Annotated in this window: 16 protein-coding genes; 6 read left to right on the top strand and 10 right to left on the bottom strand. The window is 59.5% G+C overall.

All coding sequences use genetic code 11. The features are described from left to right. Positions 1-9: 9 nt before the first annotated feature. Together M0808_RS27265 and M0808_RS27270 are read right to left on the bottom strand one after the other, a co-directional pair. Positions 10-1,971 carry a DUF262 domain-containing protein gene (locus tag M0808_RS27265; protein ID WP_247843082.1) on the bottom strand — a complete coding sequence of 654 codons (1,962 nt, stop codon included), beginning with the start codon at positions 1,969-1,971 and terminating at the stop codon, positions 10-12. Then, positions 1,971-3,440: a DUF262 domain-containing protein gene (locus M0808_RS27270; RefSeq protein WP_247843083.1), complete on the bottom strand. Its 1,470-nt coding sequence runs from the start codon at positions 3,438-3,440 to the stop codon at positions 1,971-1,973. Before M0808_RS27270 ends, M0808_RS27265 begins: the two co-directional genes overlap by 1 nt. Positions 3,441-3,847: 407 nt before the next feature. Between M0808_RS27270 and mexE the strand changes: the two genes are divergently transcribed. From mexE to M0808_RS27285, 3 genes are read left to right on the top strand one after another with little or no spacing between them, the layout of a single operon-like run. Further along, positions 3,848-5,101: a multidrug efflux RND transporter periplasmic adaptor subunit MexE gene (gene mexE / locus M0808_RS27275; protein WP_139053919.1), complete on the top strand. Its 1,254-nt coding sequence runs from the start codon at positions 3,848-3,850 to the stop codon at positions 5,099-5,101. Positions 5,102-5,116: 15 nt separating this feature from the next. Continuing rightward, positions 5,117-8,305 carry an efflux RND transporter permease subunit gene (locus M0808_RS27280; RefSeq protein WP_098964106.1) on the top strand — a complete coding sequence of 1,063 codons (3,189 nt, stop codon included), beginning with the start codon at positions 5,117-5,119 and terminating at the stop codon, positions 8,303-8,305. After that, positions 8,305-9,726, top strand: coding sequence for a TolC family protein (locus M0808_RS27285; RefSeq protein WP_247843084.1), 1,422 nt, complete (start codon positions 8,305-8,307; stop codon positions 9,724-9,726). Before M0808_RS27280 ends, M0808_RS27285 begins: the two co-directional genes overlap by 1 nt. A gap of 58 nt (positions 9,727-9,784) precedes the next feature. On the opposite strand, the gene M0808_RS27290 is transcribed toward M0808_RS27285, so the two are convergent. Genes M0808_RS27290 through M0808_RS27300 form a run of 3 tightly spaced genes read right to left on the bottom strand, consistent with a single transcriptional unit; the run spans position 9,785 to position 13,107 of the window. Next, positions 9,785-10,765: an HlyD family secretion protein gene (locus tag M0808_RS27290; RefSeq protein WP_027612753.1), complete on the bottom strand. Its 981-nt coding sequence runs from the start codon at positions 10,763-10,765 to the stop codon at positions 9,785-9,787. Between the two features lie 4 nt (positions 10,766-10,769). Further along, entirely contained in the window at positions 10,770-10,970 is a 201-nt protein-coding gene (locus tag M0808_RS27295) for a DUF1656 domain-containing protein (RefSeq protein WP_027612752.1), read from the bottom strand. After that, complete coding sequence (locus tag M0808_RS27300) at positions 10,960-13,107, bottom strand: FUSC family protein (protein WP_247843085.1); 2,148 nt, start codon at positions 13,105-13,107, stop codon at positions 10,960-10,962. The genes M0808_RS27295 and M0808_RS27300 overlap by 11 nt, the downstream gene beginning before the upstream one ends. A gap of 160 nt (positions 13,108-13,267) precedes the next feature. Between M0808_RS27300 and M0808_RS27305 the strand changes: the two genes are divergently transcribed. The 3 genes from M0808_RS27305 (at position 13,268) to M0808_RS27315 (ending at position 17,633) form a co-directional block, all read left to right on the top strand. Further along, on the top strand, positions 13,268-14,323 hold the full coding sequence (locus M0808_RS27305) for a tetratricopeptide repeat protein (protein ID WP_027612750.1): 1,056 nt from the start codon (positions 13,268-13,270) through the stop codon (positions 14,321-14,323). Positions 14,324-14,463: 140 nt separating this feature from the next. After that, positions 14,464-15,966, top strand: a complete 1,503-nt coding sequence (locus tag M0808_RS27310) for an ATPase domain-containing protein (protein WP_027612749.1) — start codon at positions 14,464-14,466, stop codon at positions 15,964-15,966. Continuing rightward, the gene (locus tag M0808_RS27315; protein ID WP_135295866.1) at positions 15,963-17,633 is read left to right on the top strand and encodes an ATP-binding protein; all 1,671 of its coding nucleotides are present in this window, start codon (positions 15,963-15,965) and stop codon (positions 17,631-17,633) included. The genes M0808_RS27310 and M0808_RS27315 overlap by 4 nt, the downstream gene beginning before the upstream one ends. 116 nt (positions 17,634-17,749) lie before the next feature. On the opposite strand, the gene M0808_RS27320 is transcribed toward M0808_RS27315, so the two are convergent. Genes M0808_RS27320 through M0808_RS27340 form a run of 5 tightly spaced genes read right to left on the bottom strand, consistent with a single transcriptional unit; the run spans position 17,750 to position 24,303 of the window. Beyond that, positions 17,750-18,127: a response regulator gene (locus tag M0808_RS27320; RefSeq protein ID WP_003225116.1), complete on the bottom strand. Its 378-nt coding sequence runs from the start codon at positions 18,125-18,127 to the stop codon at positions 17,750-17,752. 44 nt (positions 18,128-18,171) lie between these two features. Continuing rightward, entirely contained in the window at positions 18,172-19,386 is a 1,215-nt protein-coding gene (locus tag M0808_RS27325) for a hybrid sensor histidine kinase/response regulator (RefSeq protein WP_247843086.1), read from the bottom strand. After that, a complete protein-coding gene (locus M0808_RS27330) occupies positions 19,380-19,973 on the bottom strand; it encodes a chemotaxis protein CheB (protein WP_097087405.1) in 594 nt (197 codons plus the stop codon). The genes M0808_RS27325 and M0808_RS27330 overlap by 7 nt, the downstream gene beginning before the upstream one ends. Then, on the bottom strand, positions 19,970-20,803 hold the full coding sequence (locus tag M0808_RS27335; protein WP_027612745.1) for a protein-glutamate O-methyltransferase CheR: 834 nt from the start codon (positions 20,801-20,803) through the stop codon (positions 19,970-19,972). The genes M0808_RS27330 and M0808_RS27335 overlap by 4 nt, the downstream gene beginning before the upstream one ends. Further along, the gene (locus M0808_RS27340; protein WP_247843087.1) at positions 20,803-24,303 is read right to left on the bottom strand and encodes a response regulator; all 3,501 of its coding nucleotides are present in this window, start codon (positions 24,301-24,303) and stop codon (positions 20,803-20,805) included. The genes M0808_RS27335 and M0808_RS27340 overlap by 1 nt, the downstream gene beginning before the upstream one ends. Positions 24,304-24,356 lie beyond the last annotated feature (53 nt).

Below are 24,356 nucleotides of genomic sequence, written 5' to 3' on the forward strand. Positions count from 1 at the left end.
GCATGACAGTTATCTGTCGTAGTGTTCCTCGATAAGCAAGAGCATCGCTTTCGCATGCGTTTCGATCTGCTCCTGGCCCCATTTATCACCCTTGCCCAGCACATGAAACATGTGCGCAAGCTTCAAGGAGTCGTACTTCGGTTTGGCGCGAAATGCTGCTTGCTTCTTGATGACCGCCAGGTTGCTGTACGAGGAATTCTCCCCCGGACTCAGCAGTACCAGATTGCCGAATCCATGCAAGAGCTCTTCAGGTAATGTGCTGTGGAACTCTTCGTTCTGCGGGTGCACGTGTTCAACCGAGTTTTTCGATGTAATCCTGTACTGGCGCAATCTATCAGGGTCAAACCAGTCGAAGGTGCTGCGCTCACGCCACAGTATGTATTCCAGCTTCTGGAACCAATAGTGCTCGAAGCTTGTGCCATTGGACTCCTTGAGATAAGCCAACGTCGCCGCGATGGACACCGGTTCGGCGATATCACCCGACAACAGCCGATAACTCGCTTCCTTTTGGGTCATTTCGGTGATCGAGAGCTGGTTATCGATCTGTTCGAGCAAGGCCAGCACTTGAGGCTCTTTCATATCCGGAGAGTCGACCAGCCTGCCAAGGAACGGTGTCAGCCAATACTGTGCACTACGCTCACCCGTGAGATAACGCATGCTCTGCAGTTGGCTCAAGTCGCAAGTATCCTGAGTAACCGTGCGCCAATCGGGGCCATTACCTTTGCTTCGATTGTTGATGGTACACAGGCGCAAGGTACGTTCATCTTCCTCGCCCAGGCGCACCCACTTGACGACCCAGCGGTCGAACTGAAACCGCACCTTCCAGAGGCATTCCATGAACGCCTTGGCTTGCGCCGCCGTGGCTGTTTCGACAAAACCGGAGAAACACTCATTGAGGTTACTGTCGTTAAGCCTTGAGCCGATATCACGACTATCAAGAGTGTGCCGATAGATTCGAAAGGCATGCATCAGCAACAGGCCAAAGCTGATGACTGACTGATAACGCGCCTCATCCTTCTCGCGCTGCACTTCAGACGCCTCGTCCTGCACTTTCATCGAAAGTATTTCACTGATAGTACGGCCTTTCGCGTAGCCGCCTGCAGGGCGCTCAAGAGAGAAATCGTCAATGGAGTGCTCCGCAAGGTCGTTGAACCTCAAGGCTCCCCAATGAGTACCCGCAAAGACAGCGCGCAGGTTCTTCTCGAAGTAATTCCCCATATCTTCGCAGGCCTGCCAGATACCCTCGTAAGTGGCACGGTTCTGCTTGATGCACTTCATCAACCGAGCCTTGAGGATATCCGTCTGCTCCAGCTGGAGCCCGCTGGTGTTCAGCGTCGCGAACAGTTTGTTCAGGTCCATGCCAGCGGGCATGACATTGTTGACCCAGGTCACGTGGTTGAACAGGTAGTTCCCGACGCGCTCAAGGGCCTGCTCGCCGCCCCTGGACTGCAACCTTTTAAATCTGTCGCAGGCTACTTTTCGGGCAGCGCTCAAATGTATGAGGTAGGGATTGGAATCCTCCTTTTCATCCAGCTCAATGTCTGTCAAATCCGCCCATGCACTTAACCGAGTCTGGACCTCCTCACGAATATTGAAGGTGAGTCTCGGAGCATTGCCAAGAATCACCAGCGAGCGCAGTGGCGAGGATGGCAGCAACGAACAGTGAGCGAGCGCCAGCACCATCAATGTCGTCATTCGTTGCTGGCCATCAATGAGCTCATAGGTGATGGCAGCCTTGGAATTGGAGCCCTGGAGCACTTCACTGGTCAGCACGGTGCCAAAAAAGTAATGCGCTTGTGCGGGTTGATCGTCGGCATCACGCTCGCTTGACAGGATGATCTGCTCCAGCAGATCTTCCACATCGCTGCTAGGCCAGACATACGGACGTTGATAGCAAGGAATAGTCAGCGAAATACCTTGCTGGCACAGCGTCGCTGCCGTTTGAACACAGGACCGGACCTGAGCACTCATCATTTGCCTCCTTGACGGGCATTGTCAGCAAGGCTGATACGTTGAATGGCGGCACACAGCGCAGCATCGTATTCAGCGGCGACCTGACCCGGTTCTGGCCAGGGCAGATTCAAATCAAGCGTAATGGAAACCGACTCCACGAAGCGCTTCTTGATACTGTGTTTATCGAGCCCCACCCCGGTTGGTGTGTATTTATAACCACGCAAACAGTCCAATAGCTCATCTTCACTATGGCTGCTGGCGATCCAGTCCAGCAGCGGGTTGTCTCTGATGTGCGCTTGAACCCCGTCTTCGCGAACACTGACATCGTTGATCAGACGCAGAGAAAAGATTACCCGGAACATCCACAGGCTGACTTCAAGCAGCCGGGCAGTACCGTACTGGCTGGCGTACATCAGCAAAGCGCATTCGTATGCTCTGCTCAGGAACACGCTGCCGCACGCATCTCTGGACAAGCGTTTGTAGTAATAGGCAAAAGAGCCTTTGAGCGGTGCTTCACCAACGTCGAGCAACGCCTGGCGAAGGCCATGGAAATAGGCGACGTAACGCATTGTGTTAACCCCGGAGCCCAAGGGCTGTCGCATGGCGTACCCCGGCTGGACGCTATGCGTCTCCTTACCCCAGGCATCGCGATGCACCTGTAACGGTCGATAGGCAATGTCGGAAGTATTCGCCAGCGTTCGCTCGGCGAGTTCCGTGACGATTTGCTTGCGCTCGAGCAGCGGATCACGATCACTGGCAACATTGCGCCAGCGCAGGCTTTGCCAATGCCGGGATTTCATCAGCGTAGCGACCAGTGGCTTGAGATCACCCAGCCGCTCCCAGGTCCGGGCAAAGTCATTCTGTGTCGCCGCGTTCACGCTGCGCAAATGATAAGCCTTGATAATGTCCGCGCCACCCAGACGAACACCGGAAGTGTTCTGGGTCTCGAAAAAGCGGTAGGCATCATCTTCTCGGCGCGTGACGACCAGCGTGACGTTGATGCGCGAAAAGTCGATCCGCGGCAACGTTTGCTGCTCTAACCAACGAAGATTTTGTTGAATACGCCGATAGCTTTCCGGCGAGTTGAACTCCAGCGCAGGTGTCCCCTTGTCGCCCTTCTGCAGGCAATGCAGCAGCGCCAGACTGGTGATGCGTTGCTGGCCGTCGATGATATTCAGAAGACCCCGTTCACGCCCGTCGCCACCTTGCTGGTGCAGGATGATGCTGCCAAGGTAGAAATCATGACCCGGTGCATCCGTGCTGAAGAATTCCCGCAAATCATCGAGCAGCCGTCCCAGTTGTTCCTCGCTCCAGCGATAGGGGCGTTGATATTCAGGCAAACTCAGGTTGCCAAAAATATAGCTGCCGTCGCTGGACGGAATCTTCTTGGCGTTGAATACGTTTTCCAGGTTCGTGGAAGCAACGGTTATGCCCTCCACCTCAAGCGACAAATGCGGCGCAAACCGTTCGCTCACGGCTTGATTCATATAACGGTCCTTGTAATGAATTAGGGATGGATAACTGCAGCAGGAAAGCTTTACGACCTGGAAGGCACTGACAAGAAATAAGTGCCCTCAATAGTGGCATACTGCCACAAAATAGCCCTGTTTTTCTCTCGAAATGGCAATTGGTCAAATTGCTCGCGAAATGCTGAGGATTTGCCCGAGGAAGCTTTCACGCGGCGATTGACCATGCAGTAGAAGTCTGACGTTCAACGGGCAGACACGAACATCATCAAAAAGATTGATAGCACCCTAACGAAAGGTGCATGCTAGAGGGCTCGAATCGGTCTTATATCATTCCGAATGATAGTTACCTTTGCTTCATTCGATTCGTGCCATCACAGCCCGCCGAGCATCATCCGCCCATCTTCAATACATTGGCGGATGATTCCATGGAACAGTCACTCAAACATTTGCGCTTCCCCTTGGCCATGCTGGCCGTGCTGGTGATGAGCGCTTGCGGCAAGACTCCGGAGACTGCCGCCACTATGCCCGCTGCTAAAGTCAGCGTGGCCAAGGTGCTGGAACAACCGGTCAACGAGTGGGACGAATTCACCGGGCGCCTCGAAGCACCGGAAACCGTTGAAATCCGTCCGCGAGTCTCCGGCCAGATCGACGAGGTGGCGTTCACCGAAGGTGCGCTGGTCAAGAAAGGTGACCTGCTGTTCCAGATCGATCCGCGTCCTTTCCAGGCTGAGGTGCGCCGCCTCGAAGCCCTGGTAGCCCAGGCCCGCGCCAATGCCACTCGCAGTGAAAACGAAGCCGGGCGTGGCGAACGTCTGCGTGCGAGCAACGCGATTTCCGCTGAACTGGCCGACTCGCGCACCAGCGCTGCCCAGGAAGCCCGCGCCGCCGTCGGCGCCCTGCAGGCGCAACTGGACCTGGCCAAGCTGAACCTGAGCTTCACCCGCGTCACCGCGCCCATCAGCGGTCGCGTCAGCCGTGCCGAGATCACCGCCGGTAACCTGGTGACTGCTGACACCACCCCGCTGACTAGCGTGGTCTCCACCGACAAGGTCTACGCCTACTTCGACGCCGACGAGCGTGTGTTCCTCAAATACACCCAACTCGCCCGCAACGGCCAACGTGGCGCCACCACTCCGGTGTACATGGGTCTGTCCAATGAAGACGGCAACCCGCACCTCGGTCAGATGAACTTCGTCGACAACCAGGTCAACCCGAAAACCGGCACCATCCGTGGTCGTGCGGTGTTCGACAACAGCGACGGCACCTACACCCCGGGCCTGTACGCACGCTTGAAACTGGTCGGCAGCGGCACCTACAACGCCATGCTGATCAACGACGAAGCGGTCGGTACCGATCTGGGCAAGAAGTTCGTGCTGGTGATGGATGCGGACAACAAGACCGCTTACCGCGCCGTCGAACTGGGGCCGAAAATCGAAGGCCTGCGCATTGTGCGCACCGGTCTGAACAAGGACGACACGATCATCGTCAAGGGTCTGCAGCGGGTACGTCCGGGTTCGCCGGTGACGCCTGAAGTGATCCCGATGGCCAGCGAGCAGACCATTGCCGCTCTGGCTCAACAACGTCAAGCGCTGGAAGCCAGCAACCTGCCCAAAGTCGCACCCGCCAAAGGTGCACAGGGTACGGCTGTGAAGCTGGCCGCTACGACCCCACGCGGTTAAGGGACGACAACTCCGATGAATTTTTCCCAATTCTTCATTTCACGGCCGATCTTCGCAGCGGTGCTCTCGCTGTTGATCCTGATCGCCGGTGCGATCTCGCTGTTCCAGCTGCCGATCAGCGAATACCCGGAAGTCGTGCCACCGACCGTGGTGGTGCGTGCCAACTTCCCGGGCGCCAACCCCAAAGTCATCGGTGAAACCGTGGCCGCTCCGCTGGAGCAGGCCATCACCGGCGTCGAGAACATGCTGTACATGTCCTCGCAGTCCACCGCTGACGGCAAGATCACCCTGACCATCACCTTCGCCCTGGGCACCGACCTGGACAACGCGCAGGTGCAGGTGCAGAACCGGGTGACCCGGACCGAGCCGAAACTTCCCGAGGAAGTGACGCGCATCGGTATCACCGTCGACAAGGCCTCGCCCGACCTGACCATGGTTGTGCACTTGACCTCGCCGGACAAACGTTACGACATGCTCTACCTGTCCAACTACGCGATCCTCAACATCAAGGATGAGCTGGCTCGTCTGGGCGGTGTCGGTGACGTGCAGCTGTTCGGTATGGGCGACTACTCGCTGCGGGTCTGGCTCGATCCGAACAAGACCGCCTCGCGCAATCTGACCGCCACTGACGTGGTGACGGCGATTCGTGAGCAGAACCGTCAGGTCGCTGCCGGTCAACTCGGTGCGCCCCCTGCCCCGAATGCCCAGAGCTTCCAGCTGTCGGTCAACACTCAGGGCCGTCTGGTCACTGAAGAAGAGTTCGAGAACATCATCATTCGCGCAGGCGACAACGGTGAAATCACTCGTCTGAAGGACATCGCGCGCGTCGAGCTGGGCTCCAGCCAGTACGCTCTGCGTTCGCTGCTGAACAACCAGCCTGCTGTAGCAATCCCGATCTTCCAGCGTCCTGGCTCCAACGCCATCGATATCTCGAACGAAGTTCGCGGCAAGATGGAAGAGCTGAAGAAAGGCTTCCCGCAAGGCATGGACTACAGCATCGTCTATGACCCGACGATCTTCGTACGCGGCTCGATCGAGGCGGTGGTTCACACCCTCTTCGAAGCGCTGATCCTCGTGGTGCTGGTGGTGATCCTGTTCCTGCAGACCTGGCGCGCCTCGATCATTCCATTGGTGGCGGTGCCGGTATCGTTGATCGGTACGTTTGCAGTCATGCACCTGTTCGGCTTCTCGCTCAACGCCCTGTCGCTGTTCGGCCTGGTACTGGCGATCGGGATCGTGGTGGACGACGCCATCGTGGTGGTGGAGAACGTCGAACGGAATATCGAGCTCGGACTGACCCCGGTCGAAGCGACCAAGCGAGCGATGCGTGAAGTGACCGGCCCGATCATCGCAACCGCGCTGGTGCTGTGTGCGGTGTTCGTTCCGGCGGCGTTCATCTCCGGCCTCACCGGGCAGTTCTACAAGCAGTTTGCGTTGACCATTGCGATCTCGACCGTGATCTCCGCGTTCAACTCGCTGACCCTGTCGCCAGCGCTGGCCGCTGTGTTGCTGAAAAGTCATGACGCGCCGAAAGACCGCTTCTCCAAAGTGCTCGACAAGATCTTTGGTGGCTGGTTGTTCCGTCCGTTCAACCGCTTCTTTGAAAAGGCCAGTCACGGTTACGTCGGTACAGTGCGCCGGGTCATCCGTGGCAGCGGCATCGCCCTGCTGTTGTATGCAGGCCTGATGGTGCTGACGTTCTTCGGTTTCTCCAGTACACCGACCGGTTTCGTACCTGGCCAGGACAAGCAATACCTGGTGGCCTTCGCGCAACTGCCGGACGCCGCGAGCCTGGATCGCACCGAAGACGTGATCAAGCGCATGTCCGACCTGGCGCTGAAACAGCCGGGCGTGGAAAGCGCCGTAGCGTTCCCGGGCCTGTCGATCAACGGCTTCACCAACAGTCCGAACGCCGGCATCGTGTTCGTGACCCTGAAACCGTTCGACGAGCGTAAAGACCCGAGCATGTCCGCCGGTGCAATCGCCGGAGCCTTGAACGGTCAGTACGCGAACATTCAGGAAGCGTACATGGCGATCTTCCCGCCTCCGCCGGTACAAGGTCTGGGCACCATTGGTGGTTTCCGCCTGCAAATCGAAGACCGGGGCAACCTGGGCTACGACGAGCTGTACAAAGAGACGATGAACATCATCACCAAGAGCCACAGCGTGCCTGAGCTTGCGGGGCTGTTCACCAGCTACACCGTGAACGTGCCGCAGGTCGATGCTGCCATCGATCGCGAAAAGGCCAAGACCCACGGCGTGGCCGTCAGCGACATCTTCGACACCCTGCAGATTTACCTGGGTTCGCTGTATGCCAACGACTTCAACCGTTTCGGACGCACCTATCAGGTCAACGTTCAGGCTGAGCAACAGTTCCGCCTCGAATCCGACCAGATCGGTCAACTGAAAGTGCGCAACAACAAGGGCGAAATGATCCCGCTGGCGACCTTCATCAAGGTCAGCGACACCTCGGGTCCGGATCGCGTGATGCACTACAACGGCTTCATCACTGCGGAAATCAACGGTGCGGCAGCCCCCGGCTACAGCTCCGGCCAGGCCGAAAAAGCCATCGAGAAACTGCTCAAGGATGAATTGCCGAACGGCATGACCTACGAGTGGACCGACCTGACCTACCAGCAGATTCTGTCCGGTAACACCGCGCTGTTCGTGTTCCCGCTCTGCGTATTGCTGGCGTTCCTGGTGCTCGCGGCGCAGTACGAAAGCTGGAGCCTGCCACTGGCGGTGATCCTGATCGTACCGATGACCCTGCTGTCGGCCATCACCGGGGTGATTGTCTCCGGCGGCGACAACAACATCTTCACCCAGATCGGCCTGATCGTACTGGTGGGCCTGGCGTGCAAGAACGCGATTCTGATCGTCGAGTTCGCCAAGGATAAACAGCTGGAAGGTCTCGACCCGCTGGCTGCGGTACTGGAAGCCTGCCGCCTGCGTCTGCGGCCGATCCTGATGACCTCCTTCGCGTTCATCATGGGTGTGGTGCCACTGGTGTTCTCCAGCGGTGCCGGTGCCGAGATGCGGCACGCGATGGGTGTGGCGGTGTTCTCCGGGATGCTCGGGGTAACCTTCTTCGGTCTGTTGCTGACGCCAGTGTTCTACGTGTTGATCCGTAATTTCGTCGAGCGTGGCGAAGCCCGCAAAGCGGCCAAGGCGCAAGCTCTTCAAAAGCCACTGGAGGCGCAATAATGAGTCTGAAAGTCTTCCTGCCGAGTCTGCTGGTGCTGGCATTGAGCGCCTGCGCCGTCGGCCCTGACTACAAGACCCCGGCGACGGAGGCGGCCAACATCACGACCGCCACCGACGGCGCTGCCGGTCAGAAGAACTTTGACCGTTCGAAATTCGAAGGCATCTGGTGGCAGCAATTCGACGACCCGACCCTCAACCAGTTGGTGACGCAATCGCTGCAAGGCAACCGTGAACTGCGCGTGGCGTTCGCCCGCTGGAAAGCCGCCCGGGCGATCCGCGACGACGTCAGCAACGATGCGATGCCGACCATCACCAGCCGCGCGAGCAGTGATCTGGCCAAGGGGCAAATCACCGGCCAGACCACCAAACGGGTCAACAGCGAACGCTACGATCTGGGTCTGGACATGGCCTGGGAACTCGATCTGTTCGGCCGGATCCAGCGCAATCTGGAAGCCAGCGACGCAGACCAGCAGGCGGCCGAAGCCGATCTGTACCAGTTGCAAGTCACCATGATTGCCGAACTGGTGGACGCCTACGGTCAACTGCGCGGTGCGCAATTGCGCGAGAAGATCGCCGTGGCCAACCTGGAAAACCAGCAGGAGTCGCGCAAGATCACCATCAGCCTGCGTGACGCCGGCGTGGGCGATCAGCTCGACGTCGAACGTGCCGATGCGCGTCTGGCCTCGGTCGAAGCCAGCGTGCCGCAATTGCAGGCGGAACAGGTTCGGCAGAAAAACCGCATCGCGACCCTGCTGGGTGAACGTCCCGACAAACTGACCGTGGATCTGAGCCCGAAAGACTTGCCGGCGATTGCCAAGGCCCTGCCGATCGGCGATCCGGGTGAACTGCTGCAACGCCGGCCGGACATCCTCAGCGCCGAACGCAAACTGGCCTCGGCCACCGCGCGAATCGGTGTGGCGAAGGCTGATCTGTTTCCACGGGTCAGCCTCAGCGGGTTCCTCGGCTGGACGGCCGGGCGTGGTTCGCAGATCGGCTCCTCGGCGGCCAACGCCTGGGCACTCGGCCCGAGCATCACCTGGGCGGCGTTCGATCTGGGCAGCGTGCGCGCGCGTCTGCGCGGCGCCGATGCCGACGCCGAAGGCGCACTCGCCACCTACGAGCAACAGGTGTTGCTGGCGCTGGAAGAATCGGAAAACGCCTTCAGCGATTACGGCAAGCGTCAGCAACGGCTGATCTCGCTGATTCGTCAGAGTGAATCGAGCCGCAAGGCTGCCGATCTGGCGGAAATCCGCTACCGCGAAGGCACCACCGACTTCCTCGTGCTGCTCGATGCTCAGCGCGAACGCCTGAATGCCGAAGACAGCCAGGCACAGGCCGAAGTTGATCTGTATCGCGGCATCGTCGCGATCTACAAGGCCTTGGGTGGTGGCTGGCAGCCGGAAACCGTCGCCAGTAAGTAATAGTTGTTAAAGAGCTCCTTTGGTTGGCCGCAACCAACCAATTTTTTTGCCCCGCGTATCATTCGGTCGCGGGGCTTTTTTTGGCCTGATGGTTTTGCGCTTCCAGAACAGTGACAGTGGCTGTCGTACCGGCCCTTAATCGATTCTTGCCGGCATAGTCACCATCAATGCCGATGCGCACCGGCACCCGCTGCGCCAGCTTCACCCAGGTGTAACTCGGATTGATATTGGCCAGCAGTCGGCCACCCGTGGCGTTTTCCCGGTCGGCGATGGCAAAGGCGATGCTCTGGACCGTGCCACCAAAGGTTTCTCCGCTCATCAACTGCACGCGCACGCGGTCCCCCTCCTCGATTCGCGGCAATTTGGTCTCTTCAAAGTAACCGCTGACGTAGAACGAATCGCTGTCGACCAGTGCCAGCAGTGCACCACCCGCCACCGCGTAATCACCCTGTCGGGTCAGCAGATTAGTGACGTAACCGCTGACAGGCGATTCGACACGAGTACGCTGCAAGTCCAGTTCCGCCTGAGTCAGTGCAGCAATCGCCAATTGCACATTGGCCTCGGCCAGCCCGAGATTGGCCTGATTGCGCAACAGATCAGCCTGAGCCACCGCCACATCGGTATTGGACTTCTCCCATTCTTCCCCGGAAATTGCAAAACCCTGCTTGAGCGTACGCCGGCGCCGCTCTTCGCTCTGGCGTTGTTTGAGCAGCGCTTCACTGGCGACGATGGATGCCTGTGATTGCCCCAGCGTCGCCTTCGCCACCTCGACCGAACGCCGCGCATGCTCGACTGCCAGGCTGTAGCGCGCCGGATCGATCTCCATGAGCAATTGCCCCTTGTCGACATGCTGGTTGTCCTGCACCACGAGGCTGACGATACGCCCGGAAACATCGGCTGATAGCGTCACCACATCCGCCCTCACCCGCGCATCCCGCGTCCAAGGCGCACGGGTGTAATGCTCCCAGGCAAACCAGCCAAGCACGATGGCCAGCAACACCACCGCTAATGTCGTTGTTCGAGCGAGTAACACTTTCAAGGCATCAGGCTCCCATCAGCAAAATCAGCGAGGCACAAACGCATGCATACAAGGCGCCCTCAAACAGCGCCTCGTGCCAGACCAGTCGCAACACACCCAGACGTCGCAAACACCAGTCCAGGAGCATAAATATCGGTATCGCCAGCAATAGGGCCTGGGCAATGGGTGGCAGATAAACGCCACCCATTTCGAAATCAATGGGCAAGGGCCGGTTCTCCTTCCGAGACGTTACGTTGCAGGTATTCGCCGTGGCGTTTCAGGAAAGACACGACGATCAACAGCGCCACGCGCATGCGAAACACCGACCACAAATGTTCGTGGCTGGCGACGTGCAACTCGTCCAGCTCATCACCCAATAGCTGGAGCGAGGTCAACAACGCTTGCAATTGCACGTCCTGGCGCCCGGCCACAAAACGGCCGGTCTTGCGCAGCGCCGAAGCCAATTGCTGGCTGAACGCGTCCCTCAGCAATGCATTGTTCTGCGCCTGCTGCCGGAGTTGATGCATTGCTACGCCCAATGCGACGCACGCCAGACTGATTTCATAGAGCTGCTGCATGGCGCGCTCGCTCACGGCCGGCAGCAAGCCAAGCATGCTGGTCAGTCGGTCGACCATACGGCTTTCGAAAGCGAATTGCTGTTCATCGGTGGCCGGTTTTTTGGTCAGTTCATAAACCTGCTCACGCGCCTCGTTATAAAAGCGGCGAATACGCAATGCCGGGCGGAACGGGAAAATCCATGCATAGACCATCAAAGCGAGCATCGCCGCGCTGACATAGGCGCCGGCGAATTCGAACCATTGAATTGCAGTGTTCTGCCCGGTGCCGACATTCTGTGGGCCGAGCAGGAGGAAACTCGACAACCCCAGACCCATACCAATGCCCGCGGTCGTCGGGCTCGCCAAACCGACAGCGATCACGTACAGCAGCGGTGCCAGCATCAACGCCAATGGCTCGAAATCACTGATGGTCGGCACCAGCATGAATTGATAGAACGCCGAGACCACCAGTGCCAGTCCCAACCCACGCGCGTAACTCTGCGCGGCCATCAGTGGCCGCGGGAATGTCGCCATCAGCGAACAGAGAATCCCCACCAGAATCATCCCGCCCCGCGCCCCATCCCAGGCGGTTTCGATCCAGATCAACCCGGCTACCAGTAATGCGGTAAAGGCGCGGATGGCGTTCATTGAAGCCAGTGTGAAATCCAGATGCAGCGGGCTGGCCTGACCGCGATACAGACAACTGGCTTCGCGCCCTTCCTGAATGGCATCACTCAACTCCAGAATCTGCTCCAGTTGCTGCAACAGCCGCGCCTGCTCCCAGCGTAACGCCCACGCCAGCGAGCGCAGGATAGCGCTCATGTCTTCGGTCAGTTGTTCGGCCTCATACGCCAAGGCTTCAAACTGCTGCTGCAGCGTGATGAATTGATGCCGCCGCTCGGCGGGCAGCGCTCGGCCCAACTGCGCCAACTGGTCGAGAAGTGCGAGCTCTTCTGCACGCAAGCGCTGTACGTCCAGAGGAAGATCGCCCTCCCAACGTTCGGTGAGCAATTCGCGCTGATGACGTAATGCAGTCAAACGCGAGGTCAGCAACATCAGTTGATTACCCAACAGCAGCACCAGATTGTCGGCACCGCGCAACCGTGGGGCATCGAAATACAGATGGCGGCGCAACCCTTCGAGCGCGCTGATTTCACCGAGCAACTGCATCTGACGGCGCTGAAAGTCGGCTTCACTTTCTTCTGTTCGAATCACCGCAGCGGAGTGACTGGCAGCCAGTTTGATCACCTGATCGACCTTGGCGAAGTAACCTTTGGCAACTGCTTCCGGACGCGCGGTGAGCAGGCTGACCACGCAGACGCACGCTACGGCCAGCAAGGTTTCGGTAACGCGGGTGACAGCCAGCAGAAAGGTGCCGTCCTGGTCGGGAATGGCCAGCAATGCCACCACCACGGCGGTATAACCACTGAGCACAAATGCCTGAGAACTGGTATAGCGCAGCAATGTGCCGCCCGCGGTGCAGAGCGCCAGCCACAGTGCCAGCGTTGTGATGAACGGAAGCGGCGCCTGCGGGAATATCGCCATGATCAACACCGCCACCGCAGCACCCAGCGTGGTGCCAATCACTTGTCCGAAACTACGCGCCAGCGCCATGCCGGCCAACGGCTGGCTAACAATCACGACGGCCATGATCGACCACTTGGGTTGGTCGAGATCGAACAAAAACGCCAGATACAGCGTCAACAGCCCGGCGGCAATGGTGCGCAGGGCAAACAGCAGGACAGCCTGACCGGGATGGATCACGACCTGGAAATAATTGCGCAGGGCTTGCATGGGGGCTCTCATCGAAGCGACTCCTGCAAGCGTAGACTCTGCATCGAATGCCTGATGGGTAACTGAATCGACAGATGTTGTAGGGCGATTCGCATGCACGGGGTTTGACTCACGGCCCTCGCTGGTCGAAGCTTGCCGTTCTGCTATAGAACGCCAGTTCACGGAAATCTGCATGCCTCAGTCCCGCCGCTACCTGCTTATCAGCCTTGGCCTTGTGCTGCTCGTCGTCATTGCCTGGTTATCCCTGCGCTCCACCGCCCCGGTGGTGCCGGAAGCGATCAAGCGCGGCTACAGCGAAGCCCTGACGGCCGCCCGTTCCGGTCAGCCGGGAGCCGCGCGGCAGTTGTATCAGCAATTGGGTCGCCCGGACCTGTCGGTCAAACGCAGTGTCTGGCTGCTGGCCGAGCTGCCCAACTATCCGAGCCCGCAAGCGCTGAAACTGGCCGACGCCCATCTGCAGAACGAAGCCCCCGAAGTACGGCTGGCAGCGATTCAAAGTGTGGTCGGACTGGTGCCCGGCGGGCAACGCAGTCTGCTGCTCGGGCCGATGCTCGACGATGAGGACCAAAACGTACGGTTCGCTGCGATCAATGCCCTGCTCGGCCTGACGCCGGATGAACTGGGGCTGTATTTCGCCCCGCTGCAGCAGGCGATCGATGGCTGGGAACAAGCGCTCAAGGGACAGCCGGAAAGCGCCGCCACCTATGCGCAACTGGCACGCCTGTATCTGCACAACGCCGAACTCAAACAGGCCCAACAAGCGCTGGACAACACCCTGCGGCTGGAACCGGGCAACCTGCCGGCACTGGTGATGCAGATCGATGTCCTCGACCGCCAGGGTCAGAGCGACGCTGCCCGCCAGTTGCTCGCCAAACAGTTGCAGGCGCAACCGGATTCCGCCTACCTGCAACACGCGCTCGGACTGTGGCTGTTGCACCACGGCCAGCGTGAATTCGCCCTGCTCGGCTTGTCCAAAGCGGTGGAGCTGGAGCCTGACAACAAGGATTACCGCTACGACCTCGCCACCACCCTGCACGCTGCCGAAGAGCTGGAAGCGGCGCAAAAGCAGTTGCAGGAAGTCGTCCAGCGTCACCCAGCCGACCGCAAGGCGCGAGTGCTGCTGATCAATTACTGGAAGGAAAGCGGCCAGTTGCAGAACGTGCAGATTCTGCTCGCGCAACTGGAGCAGATGAACCCTGATGACCCGGCGTTACAGCAGGGACTCTGAGCCTTTACCCGCTGATTCAATGACATTTTGATATCGAAACATCGGAACCGTCATGACTGGCAGCGGTCAAGTAATCAGGTAGAGCACAACGGCTGATACAGCCTGCTGCCTCGATTCCCCTAGTCATGAGAGGGCATTCTTTGTCTACGTCCAACGAGTTGATCAGTGCAAAAGCCGCCACCGGCATCATTGGCCTGGATGACATCCTCGCCGGTGGTCTGTCCCGAGGGCATGTGTTTTTGCTCGAAGGTGAACCCGGTACAGGCAAAACCACCGTCGCGTTGCATTTCCTGATGGCGGGCGCCCGTGCCGGCGAACGCTGCCTGTACATCACGTTGTCGGAAACCGAGCGTGAATTGCGTCAAGGCGCGGCCTCCCATGGCTGGGAGCTGAACGAAAACATTGAGATCTTCGAGCTGACGCCGCCCGAAAGCCTGCTCAACGCCGAGCATCAGCAAAGCCTGCTGTACTCGTCCGACCTTGAGCTGGGCGAAGCCACCAAGCAGATTTTCGAAGTGGTCGAGCGTTTCAAACCGACCCGCGTGGTGCTCGACAGCCTGTCGGAGATCCGCCTGCTGGCGCAGAGTTCGCTGCGCTACCGCCGGCAGATTCTGGCGATCAAACATTACTTCGTGCGTTACGACGCCACCGTGCTGCTGCTTGACGATCTGACCACCGAGTCGCTCGACAAGACCGTGCACAGCGTCGCCCACGGGGTGATACGCCTCGAAGAACTGACGCCCAATTACGGTGCCGAGCGCCGCCGCGTGCGCATCGTCAAGTATCGCGGCCAGAAATACCGTGGCGGTTACCACGACTTCACCATCATGGGCGACGGCGTCCATGTGTTCCCACGACTGGTCGCCGCCGAACACCGCAGCGACTACCCGCGCCTGCAATTGACCAGCGGCATCAAGGAAATGGACGCCCTGCTCGGCGGCGGCATCGAGACCGGTTCCAGCACGCTGATTCTCGGCCCGGCCGGTACCGGCAAATCGCTGATTTCGATGATCTTCGCCGCCGCTGCCGTAGCACGCGGCGAAAAAGCCGCGCTGTTCATCTTTGATGAAGAGCTGGGCTTGCTGTTCGAGCGCATGAAAAACATCGGCATCGACCTCAAGGCCCTGCAAGCCACCGGCAACCTGCTGATCGATCAAGTGGACGCCGCCGAGCTGTCCCCCGGCGAGTTCTCGCATCGGGTGCGTCGCTGCGTAGATGAAGGCAATATCAAGACCGTGGTGATCGACAGCATCAACGGCTATCAGGCCGCGATGCCGGAAGAAAACGCGCTGGTGCTGCACATGCATGAGTTGCTGCTATATCTGAACCGCAAAGGCGCGGCGACCTTCATGACCGTTGCCCAACATGGCCTGGTCGGCGACATGCAGGCGCCGGTCGACATCACTTACCTGGCCGACACGGTGATCCTGCTGCGCTACTTCGAAGCCATCGGCAAAGTTCGCCGGGCCATTTCCATCATCAAGAAACGTACCGGCAGCCACGAGTCGACCATTCGTGAATACCGCATTTCGGGCCAGGGCATGACCATCGGCGAACCGCTGGAAGCGTTCCAGGGCGTGCTGCGTGGCGTGCCGACTTACCTCGGCGCGAGCAATCCGCTGTTGCGGGAAGAAACCTTGTGACAGCCTCCGTATCACTGCCGGAACGGGCGCTGATTCTGGCGCCCATGGGTCGGGACAGCCAAGTGGCGCTGATGATCCTCAATGAGGCGGGTTATGGCGGCGTCATCACCCCGGATCTGGGCGCGCTGTGCGCAGAACTGGAGCCTGGCGCCGGACTTTTGTTAATTGCCACCGAAGCCCTGCGCGGCCCCGAGCTGGAAACGCTCCTGCACTTTCTGGAACAGCAACCGGCTTGGTCGGATCTGCCGATCGTCTTGCTGACCCACCATGGCGGCCCGGAACCGGGCCCCTCCTCGCGCCTGAGCAAACTGCTGGGCAACGTCACGTTCCTTGAGCGCCCGTTTCATCCCGCGACTCTGGTCAGTCTGGTCTCCACCGCCCTGCGCGGGCGACGACGACAGTACGAAGCCCGCGACCGCCTGATCGATTTGAGTGAAAGCGAACGCCGACTGCAATCGACCCTGGAAACCCTTGAGCAACAGGTCGAGGAACGCACCGCGCAACTGCGCCACAACGAAGAAGCCCTGCGCCAGTCACAGAAAATGGAAGCGGTCGGTCAGTTGACCGGCGGCATCGCTCACGACTTCAACAACATGCTCACCGGGATTATCGGCAGCCTTGAACTGCTGCGCCGGCGGCTGGCTCGCGGACGCCTTGATGACCTCGACAGCCTGATCGATCTCGGTGTCACTTCAGCCAACCGCGCGGCCGGCCTGACCCACCGTTTGCTGGCGTTTTCCCGCCGGCAATCGCTGGACTCCAAAGCCGTGCAGATGAACACATTGGTGCTGTCGATGGGCGAGCTGCTGCAACGCAGCCTCAACGAAAGTATCCAGCTGGAGATGCGCCTCAACGACCAGTTGTGGATCGCCGAAGCAGATCCCAATCAGCTGGAAAGCGCCCTGCTCAACCTGGTACTCAACGCCCGCGATGCAATGCCCGAGGGCGGCAAACTGGTGGTCGAAACCAGCAATCAGGTGCTTAAGCCGGAATTCACCGAGGCCTACCCGAATCTCGAACCCGGCGACTACGTGATGCTCAGCGTCACCGATAACGGCAGTGGCATGGCCCAGAGCGTGGTCAGCCGCGCGTTCGATCCGTTCTTCACCACCAAGCCGATCGGCCAGGGCACCGGGCTGGGTCTGTCGATGATTTACGGCTTCAGCAAGCAGTCCCGTGGTCATGTCTCGATCGACAGCGAAATCGATCAGGGCACCACGGTCAAACTGTACCTGCCGCGCTTTCGCGGCGAAGAGCTGGAGCATCCGGTGTCCGATGCTCAGCAGGCCCCGGAAGCAATGGATGGCGAAACCGTGTTGATCGTCGAGGACGACCCTGCCGTACGCGTACTGGTCAGCGCGGTGCTCAGTGAGTTGGGTTATGCGTTTGTCGAAGCCGGCGATGCCGACGGCGCCGTGCCGATCCTCAACTCGACGCAGCGCATCGACCTGCTGATCAGTGACGTCGGCCTGCCAGGCATGAACGGCCGGCAACTGGCGGAAATCGGCCGGCAGTATCGGCCGGGGCTGAAGGTGTTATTCATCACTGGGTATGCCGAGCACGCGGCAGTGCGCGGTGGTTTCCTCGACCCGGGCATGCAGATGATCACCAAACCGTTCACTTTCGATCTGCTGACCGCCAAAGTCCGCGAGATGATCCAGAACTGATCCCCCAAAACGACTGTAGGAGCTGCCGCAGGCTGCGATCTTTTGATCTTGTTTTTTAAGATCAAAAGATCGCAGCCTGCGGCAGCTCCTACATGGGGAGCATCAGCCGCTACGGATCAGGCCAGCAATTCCTGAATCTTTTCCTGCAATACGTCCAGATCGAACGGTTTTTCCAGGATCGGCGCCTTGCGCGTGATCGGGCTGCCGGTCTCGCGGATTTCCTGCGGGTAACCGCTGATGAAGATCACCTTGAGATCCGGGCGCAGTTTTACTGCCGGCTCCGCGATCTGCACGCCGGAGATCCCGCCCGGCAGGCGGAAGTCAGTGATCAGCATGTCCAGATGCGGCTTGCTCGCGAGGATCTCGAACGCCTGCTCGCCGTTTTCGGCCTGCAACACGCGGTACCCCTGCCCCGACAGGTAATCTGTCAGCACCATCAAGATAACCGGTTCGTCCTCGACGACGAGTACTACATCTTGTGCATCTACGCTCATGGGAAGCCTTTGTTCGGTCAATAGCTGCTGATACGACCGTGCGGTCACTCAGAGGTTGCGTCGGATATGCCCTTTTCCTGGATTGGCAGACAAACGCGAAACAGGGCGCCTTCGTTGATTTGACTCTCGACGACGATGGAACCGCCATGGGCGGCGACGATCTGCTCGGAAATGAACAGACCCAGCCCGAGACCAGCCACTACCGTCTTGGCGGAAACCCGTTCGAACTGTTGGAAAATGCGCTTCTGGTTCTCTTCGCTGATGCCGATGCCACGGTCCTGAACCTCAACCCGCGCCTCGTCGCCTTCACGGTACACGCGCACCTGAATCGGGCTGCGGCCACCGTAGCGCAAGGCATTGGTCAGCAGGTTGGAGACCACCTGCTCGATGCGGAATTCGTCCCAGTAACCTTCCACCGGCTGCGGCGCGGTGAACGACACTTCGGTCTCCGCCGCCTCTATCTGCTGGGCGAAATTCTGCAGCAGGTTGCTCACCAGTTGCGTCAAGTCGAAACGATTCGGCCGGATCGACAGCTTGCCGGTGCGGATGCGCGAAACGTCGAGCATGTCTTCGATCAGCCGAATCAGACTTTTGATCTGTCGCTCGTCGCGATCGACCATCGCGTGCATCTTGTCGAGGGTGAACGCCGCGGCGTTGTCCCGCGCCAGGTGCATCTTGCGCAACTGGGTTTCGAGTATCAGGCCATTGAGCGGCGTGCGCACTTCGTGAGCGACGATTGACATGAAGTCATCGCGCATGCGCACCGCCTGCTCCAGTTCCAACTGAGTGCTCTGCAGCTGTTGCAGCAGCGCTTCCTGCTCGCGGCGGGCCTGCTCCAGGGCTTCGACCTGTTGCTTCATGGCCTTGCTCTGGCGGTACAGGTCGACGAATACGTTGACCTTGCTCTTCACCGCGTGAATATCCAGCGGCTTGTGCAGGAAGTCCACCGCCCCGCTCTCGTAGCCCTTGAACGCGTAGTTCAGTTCACGGCCGGCGGCGCTGACGAAAATGATCGGAATGTTCTTGGTTTTCTCGGTGCCGCGCATCAACTCGGCGAGCTCGAAGCCGTTCATCCCCGGCATCTGCACGTCGAGGATGGCCATGGCGAACTCGTGTTGCAGCAGCAGCGAAAGTGCCTCGTCCGCCGACAGCGCCTTGTACACCGTGCGATCCTCGCGCTTGATCAGCGCTTCGAGGGCCAGCAGGTTCTCCGGCAGATCGTCGACGATCAGCAATTTGGCCTGGATATTACTCAGCATGCGATTCGTTCCAGCTCGACAAGCAGACGGCCGATGCCGTGAATGGGTAGGACATGGTCAGGCTGCTGAATTTTCAGCGCAGCCAGAGGCATGGTGGCGACCTGCGCGTCCTGCGGGTCTTGCACGATGGTCAGTCCGCCACGCTGCTTGACTTGCGCCAGGCCGCGAGCGCCATCGTGATTGGCGCCGGTCAGCAACACGGCAGCCAGGGTTTCGCCGTAAACATCAGCGGCGGACTCAAACAAGTAGTCGATGGCAGGTCGGGAATGGTGTACGCGGTCCTCAAGACTCAGCGACAGACTGCGATCCTGTTCCACCGACAGGTGATACCCGGGCGTGGCGAAATAAACCGTGCCGGGCATGATGTCTTGCTTGTCGGTCGCCTCTGCCACCGGCAGCATCAGCCGCCGGGAGAACACTTCGGCCAACTGACTGCGCCGCTCCTCCGGCAGGTGCAGCACAACAATGATCGGCAACACGTAACCCTGGCGCAACGGCGCGAGCAAAGTCAGCAGGGCCTCAACCCCACCGGCTGAAGCACCGACCACGATGGCCTCGACACGAGGCAAATCCACGGCATCGTTCATAATTTGCGGTAGATCCGTTCTTGTTTGACCAACGGTTCGAACTGATTCGAGTAACCGGAAAAATCCAGCGTTTCCTTGCTGCCCAGCACCAGAAAGCCACGGTGGCACAGCGATTCGTGAAACAGACCGAAGGCACGGTCCTGAAGTTTCTTGTTGAAGTAAATCAGTACGTTGCGGCAGGAAATCAACTGCGTTTCGGAGAACACGCTGTCCGTCGCCAGGCTGTGATCGGCGAAGGTCACGTTCTCGCACAGGCTCTTGTCGAAGATCGCGTAGCCATAGGCTGCGGTGTAGTAATCGGCAAAGGAACGCTGACCGCCGGCTTGCTGGTAATTGGCAGTGTAGGCCCGGACATTCTCCATCGAGAAAATGCCCTGTTTGGCCTTGTCCAGCGAGCGCGGGTTGATGTCGGTGGCGTAGATGATCGTACGGTCGAGCAAGCCTTCTTCGCGCAGCAGAATCGCCATCGAATAGACCTCCTCACCGGTGCTGCACCCGGCGATCCAGATTTTCAGCGACGGATAAGTGCGCAGCAGCGGCACCACTTCCTTGCGGATTGCCAGGAAGTGCGACGGGTCGCGGAACATCTCACTGACCGGGATCGTCAGCAACTGCAGCAACTGCATGAACGCCGTGGGATCGTGCAGGACTTTCTCCTGCAACGCCGAGATCGTCGCGCATTCGAACTGACTCAAGGCGTGCTGCACCCGGCGCTTGATCGAAGCGCCCGAGTAATCACGAAAATCGTAGCTGTACTTGAGGTAGATGGCCTCAATCAACAGGCGTAATTCGATTTCGCTGTTGCGCTCCGCGGAGTGACTGCTATCCACTAAATGCGTTCCATCTTCGGTAACCACACGCGAATCAACGAGAACAGGCGATCCAGATCGATCGGCTTGGCCAGATAATCGTTGGCGCCCGCCTGCAGGCAGCGCTCCTGATCGTCCTTCATGGCCTTGGCCGTCACTGCGATGATCGGCAGTTTCCGCCAGCGCGGATCCTTGCGGATTTCAATGGTGGCTTCAAAACCATCCATCTCCGGCATCATCACGTCCATCAGCACCAGGTCGATGTCCTCGATTTCATTCAACTTATCAATCGCTTCGCGACCATTACGGCCGATCACCACGACTGCGCCCTTATGCTCCAACGCACTGGTCAGGGCGAAGATGTTGCGCACATCGTCGTCCACCAGCAGCACCTTGCGGCCTTCGAAGACCTTGTCGCGGCTGCGGGCGGTCTTGAGCATCTTCTGCCGTTCATGGGACAACTGCGATTCGACTTTGTGCAGAAAGAGTGTCACCTCATCCAGCAGGCGTTCCGGCGAGCGCGCGCCCTTGATGATGATCGAGCGCGAATACTTGCGCAGCTCGGCCTCTTCATCGCGGGTCAGGTTGCGTCCGGTGTAGACGATCACCGGCGGGAACGAGCAGATGTCCTCGGTCGACATGCGCTTGAGCAGATCGTTGCCGAGCATGTCCGGCAGCTTCAGATCGATCACCATGCAGTCGTAGATCGTCGTGCGCAGCTTCTCCAGCGCGTCTTGCGCCAGACCGACCGCGGTGATCTCGATGTCTTCATCACCGATCAGGCGGGCAATGCTTTCGCGTTGCAGATCGTCATCTTCGACCAGCAACACGCGCTTGACCTTCTGAGTCAGCTTGGCTTCGAGACGGGCGAACACGTCCTTGAGCTCTTCGCGGGTGGTCGGTTTGACTGCGTAACCGATCGCCCCCATGTGCATCGCCGCTTCAACGCGGTCTTCGACCGAGATCACGTGCACCGGGATGTGCCGGGTTTCGGCGTGTTCTTTCAGGCGTTGCAGCACGGTCAGACCGGAGTGATCCGGCAGACGCATGTCGAGCAGGATCGCGTCCGGCACGAACTCGCGGGCCAGGTCATAACCTTCATCCGCTCCGTGCGCCACCAGACACTGATAACCCAGTTCGTGGGCCAGGTCGTAAAGGATATGGGCGAAATTCGGCTCGTCTTCCACCACCAGAATGCAGCGCGTAGCGAACGGCGCCTTGCCACGGTCATCGGCAAAACGCGGGATGTGCACCGGCGCCAGCGGCGACACCGCGATCGATGGCGGCTGCACCACCGGGGCCGGGGCCGATACCGGCGGCGTGAAGGTCAGCGGGATCGCAGGGCTGTCACCCGGCTCGCTGTATTGCTGCGGCAGCACCAGGGTAAACACACTGCCCTGCCCCGGCGCGCTGCTGACGCTGATCGAGCCACCGAGCAAGGCCGCCAGATCGCGCGAGATCGACAGGCCCAGACCGGTGCCACCGTACTTGCGGTTGGTGGTGCCGTCAGCCTGACGGAACGCTTCGAAGATGCTTTCCTGCTGATCTGCGGCGATACCGATCCCCGAATCGCGCACGATGAACGCAATGCGTTCGTTCGGCTGGCCGGCGATGGTCAGGCTGACCGCGCCGTGTTCGGTGAACTTCACGGCGTTGGACAGCAGGTTCTTGATCACCTGCTCCAGACGCTGGCGATCGGTGTACAGCATGATCGGCGCATCCGGCTGCAACTCGACGCTGAACGTCAGTTGCTTGTCCGCCGCCAGCGGTTCGAACACGCTGCGCAGGCCGTCGGCCAGCCGCGCGACACTGGTGTTTTCCGGGATCACTTCCAGCTTGCCGGCCTCGACCTTGGAAATGTCGAGAATGTCGTTGATCAGGTTCAGCAGATCGTTGCCCGCCGAATAGATCGATTCGGCGAACTTGACCTGCTCGGCCGTCAGATTGTCCTGCGGGTTCTCGGCCAGCAACTTGGCGAGGATCAGCGAACTGTTCAGCGGCGTGCGCAGTTCGTGGGACATGTTGGCGAGGAATTCGGACTTGTACTTGCTCGAACGCTGCAGTTCTTCGGCACGTTCTTCGAGCTGCACCTGAGCCTGATTGAGTTCGGTGTTCTTCTGGTCCATGGCGTCGCGCTGCTCGGCCAGAGTCTGCGCCTGTTCGGCCAGCTGCTCGTTGGTCTGCTCCAGCTCGACTTGCTGGGTTTCCAGATGCGCCTGGGATTCCTTGAGAATCCGCGACTGTTCTTCCAACTCCTCGTTGGCGGTTTTCAGCTCTTCCTGCTGCACCTGCAACTCTTCGTTGAGCTGCTGGGTTTCGGCCAGCACTTCTTGCAGGCGCTGGCGATAACGCGCCGCTTCGATCGAGGTGCCGATGTTGCCGGCGATCAGTTCCAGCAAATCGATATCGCGATCGCTGAGCGGGCGCAGGAAGCCCAGTTCGATCACCCCGTTGACCCGGTCATCATCACTGGTCGGCACCACCAGCACACTGTGCGGCAGACCTGCGCCCAGGCCGGAGCTGACTTTGAAGTAGTCGGCCGGAACCGAATCCAGGCGAATCAGTTGCCCCTGCTGGGCAACCTGGCCGACGATGCCTTCGCCGCTGTAGATCTGCTGATCTTTTTCTTCCTGTTCGCGGGAGAACCCATAGGACGCCACGCGCTTGAGGCCGCCGTGTTCTTCGCGTACGTACAGCGCCGCCACCGCAGTGCCCAGATATTGTGCGCAGAACTGCAGGATGTTGCGCCCCAGCAGGTTAAGCGTCAGTTGCCCCAGCACCTGCTCCGCCAGTTCGGTCTGGCCGCTGCGCATCCACGCCTGGCGCTCCAGACGCTCGGCACTGGCTTGCTGCGCCGCAAGGTTGGCGCTGTAGCTGTCCGACAGGCTGACCAGATCGCGCCGGCCGACATAGGCCAGCAAACCGCTGATCGCGGCGATGAACAGCAGGTACAGAGTGATGCTCCAGATCGTGGTACGGCGCACCTCTTCGTTGCGCGTGGTGCGCAACTGCTGCTCCATGTCGATCACGTCTTCGAACTGCTTGCGGATCTCATCGGTCAGGCGCTTGCCGCGCCCGGCCTTGACCGCGCCCCGGTAGTCACCGCTGGAGCGCTGCAGATCGATCATCGATTGCGCGTAGTTGCTCCACTCAGTCTGCAAGGCCTGCAGACGCCGCAACCGGTCGGTCTGGATCGGATTGTCGGCAGTGAGTTCGAGCAAGGTATTGAGCGCCACGTTGATCCGCGGCTTGGCGGTCTCGTACGGGTCGAGGAAGTGCTCGTCGCCACTGAGCAGGAAGCCGCGCATGCCGGTTTCCAGATCAACGGTGAGTTTCACCGCTTCGTTGGCGTTATTGATCACCCGGTCGGTGTGTTCCACCCACTGGACCACCGAGAGCAAATAGGTGATCAGCGAAATGAAAAACACTGCACTGATCGCGCCGACGCCCAAAGGCAGACTGATGTTGCGCGTCAGGAGTTTACGGAACCGTGCTTCGTCAACTGTAGACCGAGTGGACATGGGGCAGCCTTGTCGAACTGTCGAAACCCGGGAGTTTGCCCCAAAACGGTACT

It is taken from the genome of Pseudomonas sp. MWU12-3103b (assembly GCF_023100615.1).
In the GTDB taxonomy this organism is placed as follows: domain Bacteria; phylum Pseudomonadota; class Gammaproteobacteria; order Pseudomonadales; family Pseudomonadaceae; genus Aquipseudomonas; species Aquipseudomonas putida_A.